Raw genomic sequence first — 17,873 nt, forward strand, 5'->3', positions numbered from 1 at the left:
GACAGGGGGCCCCGTCAGCGATGGCGGGGCCCTTTGCGTTGCCGCGGCGCGGCATCGGGGCAGGGCGCCGCGCCGCCGGCCCGCGGCTTTTTCGCGAAATCGAAGGTTTACCCGCTTCGCGGCGCCTTGGCCTGTCATACAGAGCGTTTCCGCCTTGCATGGACCCTCCGGGACGCATAGAAGACCGCAAATTCGAATTTCGCGGTGGGCCGGAGTCCGTGCCCCCGTATCACGACCACAAGGGAATTGGCATGCAGGTCAACGAGACGCTGAACGAAGGTCTGAAGCGCGCCTACGAACTCATCCTCACCGCGGAAGAGCTCGATGCGAAGGTGAACGAAAAGCTCGTCGAGGCGCAGCCGGAAATCGAGATGAAGGGCTTCCGCAAGGGCAAGGTCCCCATGCCGCTGCTGAAGAAGCAGTTCGGTCAGCGCGTGCTGGGCGAAAGCATGCAGGAAGCCATCGACGGTGCGATGAACGAGCACTTCGAGAAGACCGGCGACCGTCCGGCGCTCCAGCCGCAGGTCAAGATGACCAACGACGACTGGAAAGAAGGCGACGACGTCACCGTCGAGATGAGCTACGAGAAGCTGCCGGAAGTTCCGGAAATCGACGCGTCGAAACTGTCGCTCGAGAGGCTCGTGGTGAAGGCAGATGACGCCGCCGTCGACGAGGCGCTGGCGCAGCTCGCCGAGAACGCGCAGGACTTCAAGGACCGCCGCAAGGGCTCCAAGGCGAAAGACGGCGACCAGGTGGTCATCGACTTCGTCGGCAAGGTCGACGGTGAGGCCTTCGAAGGCGGTTCCGCCGAGGACTACCCGCTGGTGCTGGGCTCGAACTCCTTCATCCCCGGCTTCGAAGAGCAGCTGGTCGGCCTGAAAGCCGAGGAAGAGAAGGCCGTCGAGGTTTCCTTCCCCGAGGAGTACGGTGCAGAGCACCTCGCCGGCAAGGCTGCCGTCTTCGACGTGACCGTTAAGGCCGTGAAAGAGCCGGTTGCCGCCGAGATCGATGACGAGCTGGCCAAGAAGTTCGGTGCCGAGGACCTCGAAGCGCTGAAGGGCCAGATCCGCGAGCGTCTCGAAGCCGAATACGCCGGTGCCTCGCGCCAGGTGCTGAAGCGCGCCATGCTCGACGCCCTGGACGAGCAGGTCTCCTTCGACCTGCCGCCGAGCCTCGTTGAAGCCGAAGCCAAGCAGATCGCGCACCAGCTCTACCACGAAGAGCACCCGGACGATCACGGCCACGACCACGGCGAGATCGAACCCACCGACGAGCACAACAAGCTCGCCGAGCGCCGTGTGCGCCTTGGCCTGCTGCTCGCCGAGATCGGCCAGAAAGCCGAGATCGAGGTGACCGATCAGGAAATGACCCAGGCGATCATGATGCAGGCGCGTCAGTACCCGGGCCAAGAACGTGCCTTCTTCGACTTCGTGCGCCAGAACGCCCAGATGCAGCAGCAGCTGCGCGCGCCGATCTTCGAAGACAAGGTCATCGACCACATTGCCGAAGGCGCGACCGTGACCGAGAAAGAGGTCTCCAAGGACGACCTCATGAAGGCCGTCGAAGCGCTCGACGAAGAGTAATTCCGCGCCTCAGCGCCGGAACGAAGGGCCGCCCTCCGGGGCGGCCCTTTTGCATGCGCGGCATGCCGCCGGGCGAACAGGCTGCATCTGCGGCGGGGAATTTCCTTGCCGGATCGCGCGCTTGCATGTGATCCTGCGGTCAGGGAGGGCGCCCGATGAAGTCAACGCACGCTGGTGATGCGCGCCGCAAGGTGCTGGATGCGGCGGAGATCGGCGCGCTGGCGCATCTCTATCGCGGCGAGGTTTACCGCTCGACGATCTGGCGCACCCGGCTTGACACAACGACGAACTGGGCGGTGGTCACGCTCGGCATCGCGCTCTCGATCTCCTACAGCTCGCCCGCCGCCTCGCCGCTGCCACTGATCCTCGTCGGCATCCTGATCCTCTTTTTCCTGATGCTCGAGGCGCGGCGCTACCGCTACTTCAACGTCTGGCGCGCCCGCTGCCGCTGGATGGAGACCCACTTCTTCGCGCCCATGCTGCACGATGGCGATCTGCACATGGAGGAGGGATGGCAGGAGGTGCTGGCGCAGGACTACTGGAAGCCGCGCTACCATGTCTCGGTCAGCGTTGCGATCGGCCGACGGATAAGGCGCAACTACGTGTGGATTCTGCTGATCCAGAGCATCGCCTACATCGGCAAGCTGCTGGTCCATCCCGAGCCGCTGACCTCGGCCGGGGACTTCGTGGCGCGTGCCTCGGTGGGGCCCATCCACGGTGGCTTCGTACTGGCTGCGAGGCTGCTCTACTGTCTGGTCTGGGGCGCTGCGGCGCTCTGGAGCTGGCGCGACGACATGCGCCGCGCCGGAATGCGTCACGACAAGACCAGCATGGGCTGAGCGCGCCAATTCCGGGCAAAGAAAAAGCCGCGCCGGGGGGACCGGCGCGGCTTTCCATGTTTCAAGCGGCGATCCGAAAGCGGATCAGGCCTCTTCGTCGTCCGACGCCGGAGCGGCTTCGTCCTCGTCCGACGCGGCGCTGCCGAGTTCGTCGAAGAGTTCCGAGATCTCGAATTCGGCCTGGGCCTCTTCCTCGGCGGCCAGTTCCTGGATCGACTTGCCCGATGCCTGGAGCTCTGCCTCTTCGGGCGAACGTGCGACGTTGAGGTTTATGGTGACCATCACCTCGGGGTGCAGGTGCACCTCGACTTCGTGCACGCCGAGTTCCTTGATCGGCTGGCGGATGACCACCTGCTTGCGGTCCAGCGAGAAGCCTTCGGCGGTGGCGACGTCTGCGGCGTCACGGGTGGTGACCGAGCCGTAGAGGTTGCCGCCGTCCGACGCCTGGCGAATCACGACGAACTGCTGGCCGTCGAGCTTCGCGCCAAGCGCTTCGGCTTCTTGCTTGGTCTCGAGGTTGCGCGCCTCGAGCTGGGCTTTCTGCGCTTCGAAGGAGGCGATGTTCTCTTTCGAGGCGGTCAGCGCCTTGCCCTGCAGCAGCAGGTAGTTGCGTGCATAGCCGGGTTTGACGTCGACGACATCGCCCATCTGGCCGAGCTTGGCCACGCGCTCCAGAAGAATGACTTGCATGGGTCTCTCTCCTTATTTCACGACGTAGGGCAGCAGGGCGAGGAAGCGGGCGCGCTTGATGGCACGGGCCAGTTCACGCTGCTTCTTTGCCGACACTGCGGTGATGCGGGACGGGACGATCTTGCCGCGCTCAGAGATGTAGCGCTGCAGCAGACGGGTGTCCTTGTAGTCGATCTTGGGTGCATTGTCGCCCGAGAAGGGGCAGACCTTGCGGCGGCGGAAAAACGGTTTTGCAGCCATGGTTTTAGCTCCTCTCGTTCAGATCAGTTACGGGGACGGCGGTCGCCGCGGCCCTCGCGCTCGTCGCGCTTCTGCATCTGCACCGAGGGGCCCTCGGCATGCTCATCGACCTTGATGGTCAGAACGCGCATGACGTCGTCATGCAGGCGCATCAGACGCTCCATTTCCTGCACGGCCGATGCGGGGGCATCGGTCTTGAGGAAGGCGTAGTGGCCTTTGCGGTTCTTGTTGATCTTGTAGGCCATGGTCTTCACGCCCCAGTACTCGGATTCGACGACCTTGCCGCCGTTGTCCGAGAGGACGGTGCCGAAATGTTCGACGAGACCTTCAGCCTGCGCGTTGGAAAGGTCCTGACGCGCAATGAAAACATGCTCATAAAGCGGCATGTGTGCTCCATTTCTATCCGGGCGCATTTCATAGGGCAGGCAATCCACTCCGCTCCTGCCCACGAGAGTCTGCGCGGTTCACATCATCTTGCAGAGGGATGGTGCTCTATACACGCTCAGCCCGGGGATACAAGCCTCCATCGGGGGCGGACAGGTTGATTAATGGTTTCTCAAGAGTTCGGCCGGATAACCTTGCGGCAGTGCTGAAAAACGCCGGCATAGCTTCGCGGAATTGCCCCAATGCTGTCGCGATTGGGCGTCAGTTCTGGGGGCGTACGGCGTGACGAGTGAAGGAGGCGGGCAGGATGTCCCTTGGCAGTTTTCATAACCCCGAACGGGAGGCCACGGCCCATCTGCTTCGCCTCGGCGGCCAGTTCGTGGGATTTGCCCTGGCGCTTTCGGCCTTCGCGCTGTGGCTGGTGCCCGAGGCGGAGCAGGGGCTCTCCCTTGGGCGGCTGCTGCTCTCGCTGACGTTGCTGCTCACCGGGGTGAGTGCCGTTCTGCTCTGTGCCGACCGGCGCTAGGACGCGGATTTCGTCGGGCCGGTATCTGGACCGATAGGCGGATAGATCAAAAGCGAGGATCGGCGGACGGGAAGGGCTCGGGGTATCCCGGGCCTTCTTGGGGTTTCGCGGCTTGGCTCTCGCGGGGCTGTTCTCGTGTGGCCGGAGAGGGTGCCGGCTCGAGCCCCGGTCCGACCTGTGCGCGGGGGCGCGCCGACAACTGTTCGATTTTCCACAGACCCTGTGGACGCAGGCCGGATTGCCGCGGCGCGGCGAATGACGACATGGTCGGGCATCGCAACGCAATCCTCCCGGAGATATCCGATATGAAATCCCTACTTCTCGCCGGCGCCGTCGCGCTCGCCCCGATCGCAGCCTTTGCCGCCCCCGAGACCTATGTCTTCGACGCAAGCCACACGCAGATTGTCTTCTCCTACAACCACCTCGGCTTCTCGACCGGCTATGGCATGTTCGGCGGCTTCGAGGGTGAGATCCAGTACGACGCCGAAGACCCGGCCGCGTCCAGCGTCACCACCTCATGGGACGTGACCACCATGCTTACCGGCTGGGAAGGCCGCTACGAGCACTTCATGAGCGACGATTTCTTCGGCGCCTCGGACGACAAGACCGTCTCCTTCACCTCGAAGTCCATCGAAGTGACCGGCGATGACACCGGCCTGATCACCGGCGATCTGACCCTCAACGGCGTGACCAAGGAGGTCGTGCTCGACGCGGTCCTGACCCAGGCGGGCGAACACCCGATGGAAGGCAAGCCCTGGCTCGGCTTCCACGCCACCACCACGCTGATCCGCTCGGACTACAACCTCGGCATGTTCGCGCCCTACGTCAGCGACGAGGTCGAGGTGGAGATCTCGATCGAGGCGATGAAGGCCGAGTAAGGCCGTTTGACCCTGTCCCCGCGGGGACAGGGTGTCTTTGGTAACGAGTAGACGCGTCAAGAGCTTTACCAGTGCCCCCCGGAGCCCATGGCTTCGGGGGTTGGTTTTTCTATGGGCAGCCCTGCAAAGCTGCAGGCGCGCGAACGGGTGATTGTCAAAGCGGCGCGGCCTGCGCTCTACTCGGGGTGGGCGGTGCCAACCGCCCTTCGACGCCACGCCCGGAGAACCGGGCAGAAAGGAGCGACCCCGATGACCCTCGACCCCGAGACAGACCTGACCTTCAGCCGCGACATTGACGCGCGCCCCGAGGTGCTCTTCGCGTGCTGGACCACCCCCGAGCACATCAAGCACTTCTTCGTGCCGAAACCACATAAGGTCACCTTCTGCGATATCGACCTAAAGGTCGGCGGGCGCTTCAACACGACCTTCGAGGTCGAGGGGAATGAGATGCAGAACACCGGGGTCTGGCTCGAGGTGGTGCCGAACCGCCGCCTGGTCTTCACCGACAGCTATTCCGAGGGCTGGAAGCCGGCGCCCGATCCTTTCATGACCGCCATCATCGACTTCGAGGACAACGGCAAGGGCGGCACGCTCTACACCGCGACCGCCCGCCATCGCAGCGCGGAGTCGCGCCAGACGCATGAGCAGATGGGCTTCCACGACGGCTGGGGCGCCGTGGCGACCCAGCTCGAGGCCTACGCCAAGACCCTGCGCTGAGCGCGCTCAGCCGCGTCCGGCGCGGAAGTCGGCAAGGCTCTTGCCCGGCTCATCGACGAAAAGCCCGGGCAGGGGTGTCACGCCGGTCACCTGGTCGATGCGGAGCGTTTCAAAGCCGCGCGCGGTCTCGTTCCAGGTGATGCAGGTCCAGATGCGGCCCCAGTAATCCATGTGCAATGGGCGCAGGTCCTGCGGGCCGGCGCGATCCTTGAGCGTGACCCGCAGCTTCTGCCGGGCGCGGATGGCGGCGCGGAAGTCGGGCATGAAGCGGAATCCCTCGGCGGCCTCGCGAAAGGGGTAGGTGGCAAAACCGAAGGCGCCGCCCGTGGTGCCATCCTCGGGCAGCAGAGCGTCGATCCGGGCCGAGAGCGCCTCGGCGGCTTCGGCGAGGTCGGCCATGCCGCCCTGTCCGACGGCGGCGAGGCCAAGGTGCAGCGCCTCCAGTTCCAGCTCGCTCAGGTTCAGCGGCGCCAGGGTGAAGGCGGCGCGGGCGGTGTAGCCGCGCCCGCGCTCGCCCTCGATCGGCACGCCAGAGGCCGCCAGCGTGTCCATGTCGCGGTAAATGGTGCGCACCGAGACGCCCAGTTCCTCGGCCAGCGCCTCGGCAGTGTGCAGCGCTCCATCCTTGAGGCGGGTCATCAGCGTGTAGAGGCGGTCGGACTTCTTCATCTGTGGCGTTCCGGGGGCAGGGCATCCAGGGCGGGTCGATTCGCGCAAGCGGCGGAGCGCGGCAGCGCCCCAACTGACATATTATTGTCACCTGACAGAATACTGTCATAAAGCGGAAAGAAAACCCCCTCCGACGGGGGAGGCAGCCGGGCTTTGCGCCTTCCGCGCCGCCGGGAAGGATCCTACAACCCGGGAACAGATTTCGACGCGCCGCTTCGGGGACGCCCGCACAGGGTTGGAGCGGCCTAAGGGAGACTAAGGACATGCTCAACAACATCGGCCTTCCGGGCCTTCTGCTCATCGCCGTCGTGGTGCTGGTTCTTTTCGGCCGCGGCAAGATTTCGAACCTCATGGGCGAGGTCGGCAAGGGCATCACCGCCTTCAAGAAGGGCGTGAGCGAGGGCTCGAAGGAACTCGAGGACGAAAAAGCCGACGGGGCCAAGGACGTGACCCCGGAGAGCGAGAAGGACAAGGTCTGATCCCATGTTCGATCTTGGCTGGTCGGAACTCATGGTCATCGGGATCGTGGCGCTCATTGTCGTGGGCCCCAAGGATCTGCCGGTGCTGTTCCGCAATGTAGGTCGCTTCATGGGCAAGGCGCGCGGCATGGCGCGCGAGTTCAGCCGCGCGATGAACGACGCGGCGGACGAGGCGGGCGTGCGCGACGTGGCCAAGACCCTCAAGACGGCGACCAACCCAATGAGCTCGGCCATGGACGGGGTGCGCGATGCCGCCAAGTCGATGACCGACCCCACGCCCCCGAAGAAGACCGAGGGGCTGAAAGAGGATCCCGGCGCGCTCGAGACCGAGCGGGCCGCGAACAAGCAGAAGATCGAGGCTGGCGCCGCCCGCGCCGCCGCCGAGCGCCAGAAGCGCGAGGCGGAAGCGGCGATGAAGCGCGCAGAAGAGTCCGCGAAGAAGGCCGAGGAGCTGGAATCGCACCTTAAGAAAGACGGTGACGCATGAGCCAGCTGGACCATGACGAAATCGACGACAGCTCGGCGCCGCTGATCGAGCACCTGGCTGAGCTGCGCACGCGGCTCATCCGGGCTGTTCTGGCGTTCATCGTGGGCATCGTGCTGGCCTTCACCGTGGCCGAGCCGCTGCTGCAATTTCTGCTGGGCCCGATCGAGGAGACGCTGCGCGCGCTTGGCGATCCGTCGCCCACCATGCAGTACACCTCGCCGCAGGAATACCTGTTCACGCTGTTCCGCATCTCGATGGTCTTCGGCTTCGGCCTGGCCTTCCCGGTGATCTCGTTCCAGCTCTGGCGCTTCGTCGCGCCGGGGCTCTACAAATCCGAGAAGAACGCCTTCCTGCCGTTCATGATCGCCTCGCCGATCATGTTCCTGCTTGGCGCGAGCTTTGCCCATTTCATCGTGACGCCGCTGGCGATGCAGTTCTTCCTCGGTTTTGCCGACGTGAGCTCGATCTTCGCCGACCTGCTGCAGCGCGCGACCGACGGCATGCCCGCCGATCTGCCTGCGGACACCGCCGTCGTGCCCGAGACCGCCGAGGGCATGAAGATCACCTTCTTCGGCAAGGTGAATGAAAGCCTCGACATCACGCTGAAGTTCATCGTCGCCTTTGGCCTGTGCTTCCAGTTGCCGGTGCTGCTGACGCTGATGGGCAAGGCCGGGCTGGTTTCGGCCGCGGGCCTGGGCTCGGTGCGCAAATACGCCGTGGTCGCGATCCTCGTGCTGGCCGCGCTGGTCACCCCGCCGGATGTGACCACGCAGGTGATCCTCTTCGTGGTGGTCTACGGGCTTTACGAGATCTCGATCTTCCTCGTCCGACTGGTCGAGAAGAAGCGCGAGAAGGAGCTGCGTGCCCAGGGCCTGTGGTTCGAAGATGACGAGGAAGAGGTCGAGGAGGACCGCACCACGTGAAGAAGAACGCGTTGAAACGCATCGCGGAGGCGCTGGAGCGAATGGCTCCGGCGCCTCTTGCCGCACCGGAGTTCGGTGCGGCGGATGCCTTTGTCTGGCACACCGAGCCGGACCGGCTCGAGCCGGTTCCGCAGGTGAACCGGATCGACCTCAAACTGCTTGTCGGCATCGACCGCTCGCGCGACACGCTGCTGTCCAACACGCTGCAGTTCGCCCGCGGGCTGCCCGCCAACAACGCCCTTCTGTGGGGCGCGCGCGGGATGGGAAAATCGAGCATTGTCAAGGCAGTGCACGCCGAGGTTCGTGCGAAGGGGCAGCCGCTGAAACTGGTCGAGCTGCAGCGCGAGGACCTGCCCTCGGTGGGCCGGTTGCTGAACCTTCTGCGCGGCGCGCCGTACCGCTTCGTGCTCTTCTGCGATGACCTGTCTTTCAGCCATGACGACCAGCATTACAAGAGCCTCAAGGCGGTGCTGGACGGCGGCATCGAGGGGCGGCCCGAGAACGTGCTCTTCTACGCCACCTCGAACCGCAGGCACCTGATGCCGCGCGACATGATCGAGAACGAGCGCAGCACCTCGATCAACCCCTCCGAGGCGGTCGAGGAGAAGGTCTCGCTGTCGGACCGTTTCGGGCTCTGGCTGGGCTTCCATCCCTGCACGCAGGACGAGTACCTGGCGATGATCCGTGGCTACTGCACCGAGCACGGCGTCGAGATCGACGACGAGACGCTGCGCGCCGAGGCGATCGAATGGCAGGCGACGCGCGGCGCCCGCTCGGGCCGGGTGGCCTGGCAGTATTTCCTCGATCTCGCGGGGCGCAAGGGCGTGACGATCGGCTGAGGCCGGGATCGGGTATTCGACGAGAAAGCAAAGGGCCGGGGATCTTCCCCGGCCTTTTTTCCGGCCCTCTTTGCCATCGCGCGCCCTCTCGTCTTTTCGGAAATGCGCGACTCCGAGGTTGCAGCCGGGTGCGCCTTTGGGCGAAATGCGCAAGACTTTTTGGGGGCCTAGGCATGTCGCAGCCGATAGAGCTGGTGCTGTTTGATTTCGACGGTGTCGTCGTGGACAGCGAGATCATCTCGCTGCGCATGCTGGTGACCGAACTGGCGCAGCAGGGCGTCACGGTAGACATCCCCTATGTCGCGCGGCATTTCCTTGGCCGCAGCTACCCCACGGTGATCGCGCAGATCCGCGAGGAATTCGGCATCACGCTGCCCGCTGGCTTCGAGGCCGACTACCGCGCCCGGCTCATCGCCGCCTTCGAGGCCGAGGGGCTGAAAGTCATGCCGCACCTGCGCGAGGTCCTCGGGGCGCTCGCGGTGCCCTATTGCCTTGCCACCAGTTCGAGCCCGGCGCGGGTTGCCGCGAGCCTTGCGATGACCGGGCTGACGGCGGCCTTCGAGGGGCGGATCACCACGGCCTCTGAGGTCAAACGCGGCAAGCCCGCGCCCGACCTGCCGCTGCGCGCCGCCGAAAAGGCAGGCGTGCCCCCGGAGCGCTGCCTGCTGATCGAGGATTCCTTGGCCGGCATCGGCGCGGGGCTGGCGGCGGGCATGGCGGTCTGGCAGTTCACCGGCGGCAGCCACCTTGCGAACGGGGCGGTGCCGCAGGACCCCCAGACGCTGCCGCACCGTCAATTTGCAAGTTTCGCGGAACTCCCGCATCTTGCCCCTGATCTCTTTCTCACAGGCACGTGACCATGGCCCTGCGCACCCTCGACAGCGATGACGCCTCTCCCGACGATCTGGCGGCGCGCGCGGCCTGGCTCTACTACGTGGGGGGGCTGCGGCAAGACCAGATCGCCGATGAGCTTGGCATCTCGCGCCAGCGCGCGCAGCGCCTGGTGGCCCGGGCCGTGGCCGAGGGTCTGGTGAAGGTCCGCATCGACCATCCGATCGCCGACTGTCTCGAGCTCGAACGCGGGCTGCGCCAGCGCTTCGGGCTGTCGCGCGCGCGCGTCGCACCGCGGGCGGATTCGGGGCAGGACGCGCTGCGCGCCATCGCGCCCTTTGCCGCCGCCGAGATGGAACGGATCTTCGCGCAGGAGACGCCGCAGCTCATCGCGCTCGGCACCGGGCGGACGCTGCGGGCGATGATCGACCAGATGCAGACCATTTCGGCCGGGCACCACCGCATGGTCTCGCTGATCGGCAACGTGGCGCCCGACGGCTCGGCCTCCTTCTACGAGGTCATCATGCGCATCGCCGACAAGACCGGCGCGCCGCACTACCCGATGTCGGTGCCGGTGATGGCCCGCGACGCCGAGGAATTCGCGACCTACCGCAGCTTGCCGCATGTGGTGAGCTCGCGCGCGCTGGCCAAGGAGGCGGATGTGACGATCGTCGGAATCGGCCAGATGGCGGATGATGCACCGCTCCTCGTCGACGGGTTTATCACCGCCGAAGAGCTCTCTAGCCTGCTCGCGGCAGGGGCCGCCGGGGAACTTGGGGGGCATGTCTTTGACGCCGAAGGGCGTTACCTCGATCATCCTGTCAATGAATTCATGGTTGGCGTGCGCGTGCCGCAGAACCAGAATCCGGTGATCTGCGTTGCCGGAGGTGTCAGCAAGATCAAGGCCTTGCGGGCCGCTCTTAAGGGGCATTTGATCCAGGGCCTGATCACCGACGAACTCACCGCCGCGGAAATCCTCAGCACTTCTTAAAGGCTCTGCGTCCAAAATGGGCTTGACTCGACTCATGGCTTTGAGTGAGCATTTGCCCATCACGCGGGCAGTTGCTCACCAAAGGGAGAGCGAGCGCAAGCCCAGTGTCGGAATTCAGGGAGGATTTCTCATGTCAGTTACCATCCGCGCTCTCATGGGCGCGTGCGCTTTGGGTGCCCTCGGCACTGCGGCGCTTGCAGAGACCACGATCACCGTCGCGACGGTGAACAACGGCGATATGATCCGCATGCAGGGTCTGATGGACGCCTTCTACGAGGCGCACCCCGACATCAAAGTCGAATGGGTGACGCTGGAAGAGAACGTGCTGCGCCAGCGCGTGACCCAGGACGTGGCCACCAAGGGCGGTCAGTTCGACGTGATGACCATCGGCACCTACGAGGTTCCGATCTGGGGCGAGCGCGGCTGGCTGGTCAGCCTCGATGACCTGCCCGAAAGCTACGATGCCGATGACATCCTGCCCGCCATCCGCGGCGGTCTGACGGTTGACGGCAATCTCTATGCCGCGCCCTTCTACGGCGAAAGCTCGATGGTCATGTACCGCAAGGACCTGATGGAGGCTGCCGGGCTCGAGATGCCCGAGGCGCCGACCTGGGACTTCATCAAGGAAGCCGCGGCGGCGATGACCGACAAGGAAGGCGAAGTCTATGGCATCTGCCTGCGCGGCAAGGCCGGCTGGGGCGAGAACATGGCCTTCCTGACCGCCATGTCCAACTCCTATGGCGCGCGCTGGTTCGACATGGACTGGAAGCCGCAGTTCGACAGCCCCGAGTGGAAGGCGACGCTGACCGACTATCTCGACCTGATGAACAACTACGGCCCGCCGGGTGCCTCGTCTAACGGCTTCAACGAAAACCTCGCGCTGTTCCAGTCGGGCAAATGCGGCATGTGGATCGACGCCACCGTGGCGGCCTCCTTCGTGACCAATGCCGAGGATTCCTCGGTGGCCGACCAGGTCGGTTTCGCTCTGGCGCCCGACAACGGTCTCGGCAAGCGCGGCAACTGGCTCTGGGCCTGGAACCTCGGCATCCCCGCCGGCACCCAGAAGGAAGACGCGGCCAAGGCCTTCGTCGAATGGGCGACCTCGAAAGAGTACCTCGCGCTCGTGGCCGAGAAAGAGGGCTGGGCGAACGTGCCGCCGGGCACCCGCACCTCGCTCTACGAGAACCCCGAGTATCTCGAAGCCGCGCCTTTCGCCGAGATGACGCTGGAGTCGATCAACGCGGCCGATCCGCAGAACCCGACCGTCGACGAAGTGCCCTACGTGGGTGTCCAGTTCGTCGCCATCCCCGAATTCCAGGGGCTCGGCACCGCGGTCGGCCAGCAGTTCTCTGCCGCGCTCGCGGGGCAGGTGACGGCCGAACAGGCGCTGCAGTCGGCGCAGATGCTCACCGAGCGTGAGATGATGAAGGCCGGCTACATCAAGTAAGCCGCGCCTCGCGGACAGCCACGGACCGGCGGGCCCTCCGGGGATCGACGGGCCCGCCTCCTCCAGGTCCGATGGCACACCCGGCCCGGCCGACCCCGGAAACGCGGCGCAAGACCGCGCCCTGGGGCTCCGCGCCTCCCGTGCTCACCCGGGCGGCGGCGGTCGGTCGGTGTCCACTGCTTCCGGGGCAACGCGCGCAGGCCCACCCCAGCGCGGGCGCCCCGGAAGCACCCATTCCCCACCCCAAAGACCCGATACCCAAGCCCCAAGTCCCAGGGAGACAGGCCATGGCCACCAAAGCTTCCCGCGCCGCTGCCCGGCTCATGATCTCGCCCGCGGTCCTGCTGCTGCTCGGCTGGATGATCGTGCCGCTGTCGATGACGCTCTATTTCTCCTTCCTGCGCTACAACCTGCTGATGCCGGGGATGGAAGAGTTCACCGGTTGGACCAACTACAAGTTCTTCCTGACCGATCCCGCCTTCACCGCGGCGCTGTGGAACACGCTGCTGCTGGTCGGCGGGGTGCTGCTGATCACCACGATCGGCGGCACGCTGCTGGCGCTGCTGATGGACCAGCCGTTCTGGGGGCAGGGCATCGTGCGCATCCTGGTGATCGCGCCCTTCTTCGTCATGCCTACCGTCTCGGCGCTGGTGTGGAAGAACATGTTCATGAACCCGGTGAACGGGCTCTTCGCCCATCTGGCGAAATTCTTCGGCCTGCAGCCCTATGACTTCCTCGCGCAGGCGCCGCTTGGCTCGATCATCTTTATTGTCAGCTGGCAATGGCTGCCCTTCGCGACGCTGATCCTGCTGACCGCGCTGCAGTCGCTCGACCAGGAACAGCTCGAGGCCGCCGAGATGGACGGGGCGGGACCGCTGTCGCGCTTCTTCTACATCATGCTGCCGCACCTGGCGCGGGCGATCACCGTGGTCATCCTGATCCAGACCATCTTCCTGCTGTCGGTCTTCGCCGAAATCCTCGTGACCACCAACGGTGGGCCGGGCGTGGCCTCCACCAACCTCACCTACCTCATCTACATGCAGTCGCTGCTGCAGTTCGACGTGGGCGGCGGCTCGGCCGGGGGCGTGGTGGCGATCATTCTCGCCAATATCGTGGCGATCTTCCTGATGCGGATGATCGGCAAGAACCTGGAGACCTGAGCGATGCCGGTACCTGCAAATCCGCGCGCGGGCAGTGCCGCCAAGGCCCTGCAAATTATCGACAAACTGAGTGGGAGGGGATGACATGGCACGCAAAGTGACAAACCGGCGCAAGGCCGTGGTGACCGTGCTGGCCTGGCTCGTGGGGCTCGCGATCTTCTTCCCGATCCTGTGGATATTCATCCTCTCGTTCAAATCCGAGGGTGACGCGATCAAGACGCCCTTCGAGGTGCTGAGCTCGGCCTGGACCTTCGAGAGCTACGCCACGGTGCAGGAGCGGTCGAACTACTTCCGGCACTTCTGGAACTCGGTGGTGATCTCTCTGGGCTCGACGTTGATCGGCCTCGCCATCGCCATCCCGGCGGCCTGGGCCATGGCCTTCGTGCCCGGCAAGCGCACCAAGGACGTGCTGATGTGGATGCTGAGCACCAAGATGCTGCCCCCCGTCGGTGTGCTGGTGCCGATCTACCTGATCTTCCGCAACCTCGGGCTGCTCGACACACGCCTTGGTCTGGTCATCGTGCTGACGCTGATCAACCTGCCGATCATCGTGTGGATGCTCTACACCTACTTCAAGGAGATCCCCGGCGAGATCCTCGAGGCCGCGCGGATGGACGGCGCTTCGCTGAAGAACGAGCTGATCCACGTTCTGACGCCGATGGCGGTGCCCGGGATCGCCTCGACCCTGCTGCTCAACATCATCCTGGCGTGGAACGAGGCCTTCTGGACGCTGAACCTGACAGCGGCCAGGGCGGCGCCGCTCACCGCCTTCATCGCCAGCTACTCGTCCCCCGAGGGCCTGTTCTACGCCAAGCTCTCGGCGGCCTCGACCATGGCCATCGCGCCGATCCTCATCATGGGCTGGTTCAGCCAGAAGCAACTTGTCCGCGGCCTGACCTTCGGCGCGGTGAAATAAGATAGGAGCCAGACATGGGACGCATCACCCTCGACAAGGTGACCAAGAGCTTCGGTGACGTGAACGTCATCCCGCCTCTGGATCTGACCATCGACGACGGCGAATTCGTGGTCTTCGTCGGCCCCTCGGGCTGCGGCAAGTCCACGCTGCTGCGGCTGATCGCCGGGCTCGAAGACGTGACCTCGGGCCAGATCCGCATCGACGGCGCGGACGCCACCAACATGCCCCCCGCGAAGCGCGGACTGGCCATGGTGTTCCAGAGCTACGCGCTCTACCCGCACATGTCGGTGCGCAAGAACATCGCCTTTCCGATGAAGATGGCCGGGATGCCGCAGGACGAGCAGAACCGCCGTATCGACGCGGCGGCGAAATCGCTCAACCTGACCGACTACCTCGACCGGCGCCCCGGCCAGCTCTCGGGCGGTCAGCGTCAGCGCGTTGCCATCGGGCGGGCCATCGTGCGCGAGCCTTCGGCCTTTCTCTTCGACGAGCCGCTGTCGAACCTCGACGCGGCGCTGCGGGTGAACATGCGGCTCGAGATCTCGGAGCTGCACAACGCGCTCAAGACAACGATGATCTACGTGACCCACGACCAGGTCGAAGCCATGACCATGGCCGACAAGATCGTCGTGCTGCGCGCCGGCAACATCGAGCAGGTCGGCTCGCCGCTGGACCTCTACCACAGGCCGCAGAACGAGTTCGTCGCGGGCTTCATCGGCTCGCCGAAGATGAACCTGATCCGCGGCGCGGAGGCCGAGAAGCACGGCGTCGCGACCATCGGCATCCGCCCCGAGCATCTTGCGGCGTCGACCGAGGGTGGCCTCTGGCAGGGCACCGTGGGCGTGGCCGAGCATCTCGGGTCCGACACCTTCCTGCATGTGCATGACCACGGGCTGGGCGACGAGCCGCTGACCGTGCGGGTGGACGGCGAAATGCCCGTGCGTCATGGCGACCGCATCTTCCTGACCCCGGACGAAAGCAAGCTGCACCGCTTCGACAAGCAGGGGCTGCGGGCATGACAACGCGCCTGCAGGGCAAATGCGCCTTGATCACCGGCGCGGCCCGCGGCATCGGCGCGGCCTTCGCCGAGGCTTACCTGCGCGAGGGGGCGAAGGTGGCGATTGCCGACATCGACCTTGCGCGGGCCGAGGCCACGGCGGCAGCGCTCGGCGAGGGGGTGGTCGCGGTGCACATGGATGTCACCGATCAGGCCAGCATCGACAGCGCGGTCGCCGAGACCGTCGCCCGGCTTGGTCGCATCGACATCCTGGTCAACAACGCCGCGCTCTTTAGCGCCGCTCCGCTGGTCGAGATCACCCGCGCCGAGTACGCCCGGGTCTTCGACATCAACGTCGCCGGCGTGCTTTTCACCATGCAGGCCGTGGCGAAACACATGATTGAGCGCGGCGGCGGGGGGCGGATCATCAACATGGCAAGCCAGGCCGGACGCCGTGGCGAGCCCTTGGTAGCGGTCTACTGCGCGTCCAAGGCGGCGGTGATCAGCCTGACGCAATCGGCGGCGCTGAACCTCATCGAGCACGGCATCAACGTCAACGCCATCGCCCCCGGCGTGGTCGATGGCGAGCATTGGGACGGTGTCGATGCCTTTTTCGCCAAGTACGAGAACAAGCCGCTCGGCCAGAAGAAGCGCGAGGTCGGCGCGGCCGTGCCCTACGGCCGCATGGGCCGTGCCGAGGATCTCACCGGCATGGCCGTCTTTCTTGCCTCGGACGAGGCCGACTACATCGTCGCCCAGACCTACAACGTCGACGGCGGCCAATGGATGAGCTGACGGAGAGTCTCATGAAACTCCACACCGGCGCGCTTGACGCGCTTGATCCCCGCATCTCCCGCCCGGCTTACGACCGGTCCTCCCTGACGCCGGGCATCGTGCACGTCGGCCTTGGAAATTTCCACCGCGCGCATCAGGCCGTCTACCTCGACGACCTCTTCGCCAAGGGGCTGGACCATGACTGGGCGATCTGCGGCGCCGGCGTGCGCGCGCCAGATGGCAAGATGCGCGATGCGCTGGCGGCGCAGGACTACCTCTCGACGGTGATCGAACTCGACCCCTCGGGTCCGCGCCCGCGGATCATCGGCGCCATGGTGGACTTCTGCCCGGTCGACCCCGAGAACGGCCCGCTCATCGACCGCATGGCTGATCCCGCGACCCGGATCGTCTCGCTGACGGTGACCGAGGGCGGCTACTACGTCGATGCCACCACCGGCACCTTCGATCCCAGCCATCCCGACATCCTTGCCGATGGCGCCGCGCCCGAACGCCCGAAGACCGTCTTCGGCGCCATCGTCGCCGCGCTCAAGGCGCGCCGCACGGCGGGACTGCCACCCTTTACCGTGATGAGCTGCGACAATATCCCCGGCAATGGCGAGGTGACCCGCGACGCGGTGGCGGGCACGGCGCGGCTGTCGGACCCCGACTTCGCGCTGTGGATCGAGACCAATGTCGCCTTTCCGAACTCCATGGTCGACCGCATCACACCCGCGACCGGCGAAGGCGAGCGCGCGCTGGCGCGTGACTTCGACCTCGACGATCCGGTGCCGGTGACCTGCGAGCCCTTCCGGCAATGGGTGCTCGAGGACCATTTCCCGCAAGGCCGCCCGCGGCTCGAGGAGGTGGGGGTGACCTTCACCGCGGATGTGCATGACTACGAGCGGATGAAGATCCGCATCCTCAACGGCGGGCATGCGATCATCGCCTATGCCGGCGCGCTGCTCGGCTGCGAATTCGCCGATGACGCCATGGCGCACCCGCTGGTCAGCGCCTACTTGCGGAAGGTCGAGACCGAGGAAATCCTGCCGCATGTTGCGCCGGTGCCCGAGTTCGCGCCGCCAGCCTACCTTGAACTGATCGAGGGGCGCTTTGCCAACCCGGCGGTCAAGGACACGATCCGCAGGCTTTGCCTCGACGGGTCGAACCGCCAGCCGAAGTTCATCGTGCCCTCGATTGCCGACGGGCTGCGCAAGGGCACGCCGATCGAGGGGCTGGCGCTGGAAAGCGCGCTCTGGTGCCGCTACTGCGCGGGCAGCTTCGAGGACGGCACCGAGATCGCGCCGAACGATCCCAACTGGGAGTCCCTGACCGCCCTGGCGGCGCAGGCCCGCGAGACCCCCGCGGTCTGGCTGACGCAGCGCGCGGTCTACGGCGAGGTCCAGGGGGATGCGCGCTTCGAAGAGAGTTTCTCGAAGTGGCTGCATCTGCTCTGGTCCGATGGCGCTCGGCGCAGCATCGAAACCTATTTGAACGGCTGATCTC

At 65.5% G+C, this 17,873-nt stretch carries 21 protein-coding genes; 17 read left to right on the forward strand and 4 right to left on the reverse strand.

Annotated elements, in window-relative coordinates; all coding sequences use genetic code 11:
• The first annotated feature begins 251 nt into the window (after positions 1-251).
• Positions 252-1,583 carry a trigger factor gene (gene tig / locus G0D83_RS23005; protein ID WP_164196952.1) on the forward strand — a complete coding sequence of 444 codons (1,332 nt, stop codon included), beginning with the start codon at positions 252-254 and terminating at the stop codon, positions 1,581-1,583.
• A gap of 155 nt (positions 1,584-1,738) precedes the next feature.
• A complete protein-coding gene (locus G0D83_RS23010) occupies positions 1,739-2,422 on the forward strand; it encodes a DUF2270 domain-containing protein (RefSeq protein WP_164196953.1) in 684 nt (227 codons plus the stop codon).
• Between the two features lie 84 nt (positions 2,423-2,506).
• On the opposite strand, the gene rplI is transcribed toward G0D83_RS23010, so the two are convergent.
• Genes rplI through rpsF form a run of 3 tightly spaced genes read right to left on the reverse strand, consistent with a single transcriptional unit; the run spans position 2,507 to position 3,738 of the window.
• Entirely contained in the window at positions 2,507-3,112 is a 606-nt protein-coding gene (gene rplI, locus G0D83_RS23015) for a 50S ribosomal protein L9 (RefSeq protein WP_108965753.1), read from the reverse strand.
• Positions 3,113-3,124: 12 nt separating this feature from the next.
• Positions 3,125-3,352: a 30S ribosomal protein S18 gene (rpsR, locus tag G0D83_RS23020; RefSeq protein ID WP_089844216.1), complete on the reverse strand. Its 228-nt coding sequence runs from the start codon at positions 3,350-3,352 to the stop codon at positions 3,125-3,127.
• Between the two features lie 23 nt (positions 3,353-3,375).
• Positions 3,376-3,738 carry a 30S ribosomal protein S6 gene (gene rpsF, locus G0D83_RS23025; protein ID WP_108965751.1) on the reverse strand — a complete coding sequence of 121 codons (363 nt, stop codon included), beginning with the start codon at positions 3,736-3,738 and terminating at the stop codon, positions 3,376-3,378.
• A 305-nt stretch (positions 3,739-4,043) separates the two neighbouring features.
• Between rpsF and G0D83_RS23030 the strand changes: the two genes are divergently transcribed.
• From G0D83_RS23030 to G0D83_RS23040, 3 genes are all read left to right on the forward strand, one after another.
• Positions 4,044-4,262, forward strand: coding sequence for a hypothetical protein (locus G0D83_RS23030; protein ID WP_108965750.1), 219 nt, complete (start codon positions 4,044-4,046; stop codon positions 4,260-4,262).
• 305 nt (positions 4,263-4,567) lie between these two features.
• Positions 4,568-5,140, forward strand: coding sequence for a YceI family protein (locus G0D83_RS23035; protein ID WP_108967640.1), 573 nt, complete (start codon positions 4,568-4,570; stop codon positions 5,138-5,140).
• A 249-nt stretch (positions 5,141-5,389) separates the two neighbouring features.
• Positions 5,390-5,857 (forward strand): SRPBCC family protein, encoded by a 468-nt coding sequence (locus G0D83_RS23040; protein ID WP_164196954.1) that lies wholly within the window; start codon positions 5,390-5,392, stop codon positions 5,855-5,857.
• 6 nt (positions 5,858-5,863) lie between these two features.
• Here G0D83_RS23040 and G0D83_RS23045 read toward each other — a convergent pair whose 3' ends face one another.
• Positions 5,864-6,526 (reverse strand): YafY family protein, encoded by a 663-nt coding sequence (locus G0D83_RS23045; RefSeq protein WP_164196955.1) that lies wholly within the window; start codon positions 6,524-6,526, stop codon positions 5,864-5,866.
• Between the two features lie 263 nt (positions 6,527-6,789).
• Between G0D83_RS23045 and G0D83_RS23050 the strand changes: the two genes are divergently transcribed.
• The 12 genes from G0D83_RS23050 (at position 6,790) to G0D83_RS23105 (ending at position 17,869) form a co-directional block, all read left to right on the forward strand.
• Positions 6,790-7,005, forward strand: coding sequence for a twin-arginine translocase TatA/TatE family subunit (locus G0D83_RS23050; protein ID WP_108965744.1), 216 nt, complete (start codon positions 6,790-6,792; stop codon positions 7,003-7,005).
• A gap of 4 nt (positions 7,006-7,009) precedes the next feature.
• The gene (gene tatB, locus G0D83_RS23055; RefSeq protein WP_164196956.1) at positions 7,010-7,492 is read left to right on the forward strand and encodes a Sec-independent protein translocase protein TatB; all 483 of its coding nucleotides are present in this window, start codon (positions 7,010-7,012) and stop codon (positions 7,490-7,492) included.
• Positions 7,489-8,415: a twin-arginine translocase subunit TatC gene (locus G0D83_RS23060; protein WP_164196957.1), complete on the forward strand. Its 927-nt coding sequence runs from the start codon at positions 7,489-7,491 to the stop codon at positions 8,413-8,415. The genes tatB and G0D83_RS23060 overlap by 4 nt, the downstream gene beginning before the upstream one ends.
• A gap of 41 nt (positions 8,416-8,456) precedes the next feature.
• Complete coding sequence (locus tag G0D83_RS23065) at positions 8,457-9,254, forward strand: ATP-binding protein (RefSeq protein WP_108967637.1); 798 nt, start codon at positions 8,457-8,459, stop codon at positions 9,252-9,254.
• A gap of 173 nt (positions 9,255-9,427) precedes the next feature.
• Positions 9,428-10,111 carry an HAD family phosphatase gene (locus G0D83_RS23070; protein WP_164196958.1) on the forward strand — a complete coding sequence of 228 codons (684 nt, stop codon included), beginning with the start codon at positions 9,428-9,430 and terminating at the stop codon, positions 10,109-10,111.
• 2 nt (positions 10,112-10,113) lie between these two features.
• A complete protein-coding gene (locus G0D83_RS23075; RefSeq protein ID WP_164196959.1) occupies positions 10,114-11,076 on the forward strand; it encodes a sugar-binding transcriptional regulator in 963 nt (320 codons plus the stop codon).
• Positions 11,077-11,206: 130 nt separating this feature from the next.
• The gene (locus tag G0D83_RS23080; RefSeq protein ID WP_164196960.1) at positions 11,207-12,523 is read left to right on the forward strand and encodes a sugar ABC transporter substrate-binding protein; all 1,317 of its coding nucleotides are present in this window, start codon (positions 11,207-11,209) and stop codon (positions 12,521-12,523) included.
• Positions 12,524-12,810: 287 nt separating this feature from the next.
• A complete protein-coding gene (locus G0D83_RS23085) occupies positions 12,811-13,683 on the forward strand; it encodes a carbohydrate ABC transporter permease (RefSeq protein ID WP_108965735.1) in 873 nt (290 codons plus the stop codon).
• A gap of 85 nt (positions 13,684-13,768) precedes the next feature.
• Positions 13,769-14,599: a carbohydrate ABC transporter permease gene (locus tag G0D83_RS23090; protein ID WP_164196961.1), complete on the forward strand. Its 831-nt coding sequence runs from the start codon at positions 13,769-13,771 to the stop codon at positions 14,597-14,599.
• A gap of 14 nt (positions 14,600-14,613) precedes the next feature.
• Positions 14,614-15,618, forward strand: a complete 1,005-nt coding sequence (locus G0D83_RS23095) for an ABC transporter ATP-binding protein (RefSeq protein WP_164196962.1) — start codon at positions 14,614-14,616, stop codon at positions 15,616-15,618.
• The gene (locus tag G0D83_RS23100; RefSeq protein ID WP_164196963.1) at positions 15,615-16,391 is read left to right on the forward strand and encodes an L-iditol 2-dehydrogenase; all 777 of its coding nucleotides are present in this window, start codon (positions 15,615-15,617) and stop codon (positions 16,389-16,391) included. Before G0D83_RS23095 ends, G0D83_RS23100 begins: the two co-directional genes overlap by 4 nt.
• 11 nt (positions 16,392-16,402) lie before the next feature.
• Positions 16,403-17,869 (forward strand): mannitol dehydrogenase family protein, encoded by a 1,467-nt coding sequence (locus tag G0D83_RS23105; RefSeq protein WP_164196964.1) that lies wholly within the window; start codon positions 16,403-16,405, stop codon positions 17,867-17,869.
• Positions 17,870-17,873 lie beyond the last annotated feature (4 nt).

Origin of the sequence: Salipiger sp. PrR003, from assembly GCF_010500785.1 — a bacterium.
GTDB lineage: Bacteria > Pseudomonadota > Alphaproteobacteria > Rhodobacterales > Rhodobacteraceae > Salipiger > Salipiger pacificus_A.